Annotated in this window: 6 protein-coding genes; 4 read left to right on the top strand and 2 right to left on the bottom strand. The window is 68.1% G+C overall.

Features of this window, described 5'->3' with window-relative positions; genetic code table 11:
- The 3 genes from ELR45_RS38690 to ELR45_RS21980 form a co-directional block, all read left to right on the top strand.
- Positions 1-214, top strand: a 214-nt coding sequence (locus ELR45_RS38690) for a sensor histidine kinase (protein WP_205857027.1), incomplete at its 5' end; no start/stop codon positions are given.
- A gap of 502 nt (positions 215-716) precedes the next feature.
- Entirely contained in the window at positions 717-1,787 is a 1,071-nt protein-coding gene (locus tag ELR45_RS21985) for a S1C family serine protease (RefSeq protein ID WP_129668305.1), read from the top strand.
- A 133-nt stretch (positions 1,788-1,920) separates the two neighbouring features.
- Positions 1,921-3,465: an ATP-dependent DNA ligase gene (locus ELR45_RS21980; protein ID WP_129668246.1), complete on the top strand. Its 1,545-nt coding sequence runs from the start codon at positions 1,921-1,923 to the stop codon at positions 3,463-3,465.
- Positions 3,466-3,533: 68 nt separating this feature from the next.
- Here the strand turns inward: ELR45_RS21980 and ELR45_RS21975 are convergent, their stop codons facing one another.
- Complete coding sequence (locus ELR45_RS21975) at positions 3,534-4,310, bottom strand: hypothetical protein (protein WP_129668245.1); 777 nt, start codon at positions 4,308-4,310, stop codon at positions 3,534-3,536.
- Between the two features lie 147 nt (positions 4,311-4,457).
- On the opposite strand from ELR45_RS21975, the gene ELR45_RS21970 reads away from it, so the two are divergent.
- Complete coding sequence (locus ELR45_RS21970) at positions 4,458-5,309, top strand: SURF1 family protein (protein WP_165368003.1); 852 nt, start codon at positions 4,458-4,460, stop codon at positions 5,307-5,309.
- Here ELR45_RS21970 and ELR45_RS21965 read toward each other — a convergent pair.
- Positions 5,275-5,535 (bottom strand): DUF3817 domain-containing protein (locus ELR45_RS21965; protein ID WP_165368002.1); only part of this gene is annotated, 261 nt, incomplete at its 5' end. The two genes, ELR45_RS21970 and ELR45_RS21965, sit on opposite strands and share 35 nt — an antisense overlap.

The following is a 5,535-nucleotide window of genomic DNA, read 5'->3' as shown; positions in this document are numbered from 1 at the left end:
TCTTCCGCACGTCTTCGAACGCTTCTATCGCTCGTCGGAGGCGCGGGCCCGGCCCGGCTCCGGGCTCGGCCTCGCCATTGTGCGGACCATCGCCGAGCGGCACGACGGGAGCGTCACTGCCGGACGCGCGCCGTCCGGTGGTGCCCGGCTCACCATGCACCTTCCCGGATCTTCCCCGGACGATCCGGCGTCTTCTTCGGGTTCCTTAGCGTGAATTTCAGGATGTTCTCAGAGTCAACGGGAAGAGTAAGACTATGAACGAGACAAGCCACGGTGGGCCAGAACAGCGGCCCGACCAGAACCCGCAGCGTCAGCCCTCCGAGGAGAGCTCGTCCGCGCAGCCGGGCGGGCACGGTTCGTCCGAGCAACCGCAGCCGGATGCCTCTCCCACCCGCCAGCTGCCGACCTCGCCACCGTCGCCCGGCCCGCCCGCTGCTCCCCCGGGGTCAGGCTGGTCAAGCTCCGCCGCCAACCAAGGCAATGCGTCGCCGTGGCAGGCCGGTGCGGCTCGGCCGGATACAGCGCCCGGGACGTCTCTTCCCCCGTCGCCGCCGCAGTCCGAGCACTCGCATGCCGGTCCGGCTTCGCCTGGCACCACCGGGCCATTCGGCGCGGCGGTGGGCGGACACGGTCGCGGCGGTCCCGGAGGCCCTGACACCACGGCATTCTCGGCTCCCGCGGACACGACGTCCACGCAGCGAAGGGGGCGAGGACGGATGCTCCTCGCCGGACTCGCCATCGGCGCGATACTCGGTGGCGGCACCGGCGCCGGCGTGGCCGTATGGCTGGACGACTCGTCCAGCGACGAGCCGGTGGAGAGCAGCCTCGAGCAGAACACTGAGAACACCTCCGATGAGCAGCCCGCCGCCTCCCTGGAGAGTGTGGAAGCCGTGGCCGACCAGGTGACGCCGAGCGTGGTCACGATCAACGTCGGTGGTGGGCCGTTCGGCCAGTCGGGCACCGGGACCGGTGTGATCATCTCCTCCGACGGCGAGATCCTGACCAACAACCACGTCGTCGAGGCCGCCGGAGGACAAGGAAACCTTCAGGTGACGTTCAGTGACGGCACCACGGCCGACGCCGAGGTGGTCGGCACCGATCCGGAGACCGATCTCGCGGTCATCCAGGCCCAGGACGTCTCCGACCTCACGCCTGCCACTCTCGGGTCCTCCGGCGACCTGGCGGTCGGCGAGCAGGTGGTCGCGATCGGCTCGCCGCTGGGGCTGGACAGCACCGTGACCACCGGCATCGTCTCCGCCCTCGACCGGCCGATCGTCGCCGGCGAGCAGCAGAGCTCCCAGACGTACCACCAGGCGGTCCAGACCGACGCACCGATCAACCAGGGCAATTCGGGCGGCCCGTTGGTCAACATGGCCGGCGAGGTGATCGGCATCAACAGCGCCATCGCCACCAACGGCATGGACACCGGCTCGATCGGACTCGGGTTCGCCATCCCGATCGACCAGGCGAGCCCGATCGCCGAGGAGCTTCTGGAGAACGGCAGGGCCACCCATGCGCGCCTCGGTATCGAAGTCGGAGATGTACAGGACGGCACGCCGGGAGCCCTCGTCGCCAGCGTCGAGCCGAACAGCAGCGCCGACGAGGCCGGTCTTGCCGAAGGCGACGTCATCACGGCGGTCAACGACAAGCTGACCACCGACGCCGTCTCACTCATCGCCGCCACCCGTTCCTACCGGCCAGGAGACGAGGTGACGCTGACCTACCTGCGGGACGGCGAAGAGCAGACCGTGGACCTCACCCTCGGCAGCGACGCCGAGATGACCTGAGCGGCCACCGCTCCCCTCGACGGCGTCCCGGGCGACTACCACCCCGGGGCGCCGTCTTGGCGTTCTGCGCCGGATACTGCCGCGAGCTTCCCGGCCCAGGACATCTGTCAGTGCGGCGCGGCAGACTTGGTGCATGCTTTTCGCTGATCTGGCTGAGACGTCGCTTGCCGTGCGCAACACCAGCAGCCGGCTGGAGAAGATCCGGCTGCTGGCAGGCTGTCTGCGACGTTCTGATGCTGCCGAGGCCCAGGCGACGGCCAGCTACCTCGCCGGAGAGCTCCGTCAACGCCGGACGGGCCTGGGCTACGCCGCGCTGCGGGAGATGCCCGAGCCGGCCCAACGTGCCAGCCTGACCGTCGCCGAGGTCGACACCGAGTTCGCCAGGATCGCGGAGATGTCCGGCAAGGGCTCCACCGCGGCGAAACGCACGGCGCTCACCGGTCTGCTCGCCCGCGCCACCCAGGCGGAGCAGCAGTTGCTGGCCGGGCTGGTGACTTCAGAGGTTCGGCAGGGCGCGCTGGACGGTGTGCTCACGGAGGCCGTCGCCGCGGCGGCGGAGCTGCCCGCAGCCGAGATACGGCGGGCGGTCATGGTCGCCGGTGCTCTCGTGCCCGTCGCGGCGGCGGTGCTGGCCGAGGGCGCCGCCGGAATGGAGCGGTTTCGCCTGGCCGTCGGCTCGCCGATCCGGCCCATGCTGGCCTCACCTTCTCCAGGTATCGCCGACGCAGTCGGCCAGCTCGGCGAGGCGTCGGTGGAGTGGAAGCTCGACGGGGTCCGGGTGCAGGTCCACCGTGACGGCCAGGAGGTCCGGGTCTTCACCCGCACCCTGGACGATGTCACGTCCCGCGTCCCCGAGATCGTGGAAGCCGTTCTCGAGCTACCGGTCGACTCCGTCGTACTGGACGGCGAGGCCATCGCACTGGATCCCGCCGGCCGCCCGTCGCCGTTCCAACGGACGTCCTCCCGGATCGGCCGGCGCGCCGACGTCACCCGCGCACGCGAGCAGGTCCCGCTCTCTGTCTACTTCTTCGACTGCCTGCACCTCAACGGCCACGACCTGATCGGTGAGCCCGCAGTGCGACGCTGGGCTGCGTTGGCGGACATCCTTCCGCAGAGACACCGGGTCCCCCGTATCGTGGCCGATGGGCCAGAGTCAGCGGCCTCGTTCTTCGCCGACGCGGTCCGGCAGGGACACGAAGGTGTCATCGCGAAGTCTGTCGACGCGCCATACGAGGCCGGCCGGCGCGGCGCGAGCTGGCTGAAGGTCAAACCGCGCCACACCCTGGACCTGGTCGTCCTCGCCGCCGAGTGGGGGCACGGACGGCGAAAAGGCTGGCTGTCCAACCTCCACCTGGGCGCACGGGACCCGGACGGCGAGTACGGTCCCGCCGGTGGCTTCGTGATGCTCGGCAAGACTTTCAAGGGCCTGACCGACGAGATGCTGACGTGGCAGACCGATCGGTTGATGGAGATCGCTCAGGGTCCGTCCGACCAGTGGGTGGTACCGGTACGGCCCGAGCTGCTGGTGGAGATCGCCTTCGATGGCGTCCAAGGCTCACCGCGGTATCCGGCGGGGATAGCCTTGCGGTTCGCACGGGTCCTGCGTCACCGGTCGGACAAGCCGGCGTCCGAAGCCGACACCGTCGCCGCGGTCCGGCAGCTATGGAGCCACGGCTAGGACTCCTGGACCCACGGGTCAGTCGCTCCCGGACGTGCTGCTCGGCGAAGCCTGCGGCTACGCACCCTTTACGAGGCAGCGCCCCGGTACGCCCGTTCCAGCCCCTCCATCCGCTCGGCCAGCACCTCCACGCCGGTGTGGTCGGAGGACCCCACCAGCACCGCTGCAGCCTCCCACATCGCAATGTGCATGGCCTCCACGGCCTGGGCATCCGGATCCTCGAGATTCGTGCCGGCTCCGGCCGGCAGGGCCGCCTCTAGCGCGGCCGCCGCTTCCACCAACCTGGACCAGGACTTCGGAGCATAACGCCCGACGATCACCCGCATGTGGTCTTCGTCACCGAGCACACCTGCTCGTTGCCGTTCCACGGCGTAGCGCGCAGCGAGGCCTCCGACTATGGCCCCCGCAGCGGCTCCGAGGAGCAGACCGAGAACGATGCCGACGACACCCGTCCCGAGCGCTATTCCGGCCACGGCGGCGACGACGCCGAGGGCGAGGGCACCCGATACCGCACCGATCACGTGGTGCCGTTGCAGGCCGAAACCGATCAGCCGGACCATGGGGGGTGGCTCCTTGAGCACGTCCATGACTTGGTCGGTCGTGTCGGCTGGCATGTCCGGACGGAGCACCACGTATGTCTCGGCAACAGCCCGCCCGGAGGTCGCCGCGTGTCCGGGGCGTCCCGATGTCCATCGCATCGCACCCCAGCGGCGCACCTCGACCACGTTCGGCAGCCAACTGCCTCGCTGTGAGTTGAGCTGCTCATCGACTATGCGTTGCTGTTCCTCCCATGCTTCGGACCACTCCCGCTCTCTCATCGCCGTCAACGGGTGTGGTCGAGTCATCAGAGTTCTCGTCTCCCTCATGTCATATCCGCCGTCGATATCTCAAGCGACCCCCACTAGTGACGGAACGAAGCCTACTCGTCGTTCCCGGCTCCTTGGCGCAACCTGACGGAATGCCCCACAGCGCGGTGCCATTACCGTTGGTATGTGCCTCGCTTCTTGTTCACACCCCGCTGGCTTGCAGCGCACGTTGCCTTCACATTGGCGATCATTTTCTGCGTTGTCGCCGGATGGTGGCAGTTCGGCATCTACCAGGACAGCCAGTCCCGGCATGATGACCGTGACCGCCCGGCTGTGCCGGTAAGCGAACTCGTCCAGCCGGGCGAAAATATCGCAGACGCCGCCGACAGGCCAGTCACGATGGAAGGGAGATATCTCACCGAGCACGCGCTCAACGTTCCCGGGCGTATTCATGACGGTGTCCTGGGGTGGTTCGTGCTGGTCCCACTAGAGACCACTGACGGGGTGATCGTTCCGGTACTGCGCGGGTGGGTCGATGAACCCGTCGCTCCTGCCACGTTACCTGACCAGCCCGTCAGCACCATCGGCCATCTGGTCCTTCCAGAAACGTCCGAACACGCCACGGTGCGCAGCGGCCAAATACTTGACGATGAGGAGATCGCCTACATCGCGCCTGACACACTCTCCGATGCCACGGGTATATCGGAGTCGGCCATGCTGGACGGATACCTGCTGCTGACGTCCGAGGAGCCCGCCCCTGATGACATAGCCATCGTCGACATCGACGAGGTGGCGCCGGTACGTGACGTCAGTCCTTGGCAGAACCTGTCCTACTGGGCCCAGTGGTGGGTATTCGGCGCGGCGGCGGTGGTGTTCTGGGCCTCGGTGGTGCGTTCCGGAATCCGGTCGCGCAGCCGTGCCACCAGCACAGATGGCGACTCCGACGAGTCTGCGGGCGCGGGCACGGAGGGCGTCGACGCGGACAGTACGGAAGAAGCCTCCGTCAGCGAACCCGCTGCTCCTCACGCGCGTTCTTGACCACATACCGTTCGGCGGCGAACGACGCGAACGGGACCGTGCCGGCAAGAGCGATCAGAACCGCCCGTGTTCCCTTCCAGCCGCGCTGGTAGACGAGCCAGCCGGTCGCCGCCAGATAGATCACGTAGAGCCACCCGTGGATCGGTGAGACGACCTCGCTCATGCTCGGGTCATCCGGCGGTCCATAACGAACGAACATGGCCACGCACAGGACGATCAGAAAGAC

Origin of the sequence: Phytoactinopolyspora endophytica, from assembly GCF_004138495.1 — a bacterium.
Lineage (GTDB): Bacteria > Actinomycetota > Actinomycetes > Jiangellales > Jiangellaceae > Phytoactinopolyspora > Phytoactinopolyspora endophytica.
This window is presented reverse-complemented; position numbering and strand designations above follow the sequence as displayed.

Bases quoted from the DNA above. Each gene is read 5' to 3' on its own strand.
- ELR45_RS21985 (WP_129668305.1), top strand. From the start codon at position 717: ATGCTCCTCGCCGGACTCGCCATCGGCGCGATACTCGGTGGCGGCACC.
- ELR45_RS21980 (WP_129668246.1), top strand. From the start codon at position 1,921: ATGCTTTTCGCTGATCTGGCTGAGACGTCGCTTGCCGTGCGCAACACC.
- ELR45_RS21975 (WP_129668245.1), bottom strand. From the start codon at position 4,310: ATGACTCGACCACACCCGTTGACGGCGATGAGAGAGCGGGAGTGGTCC.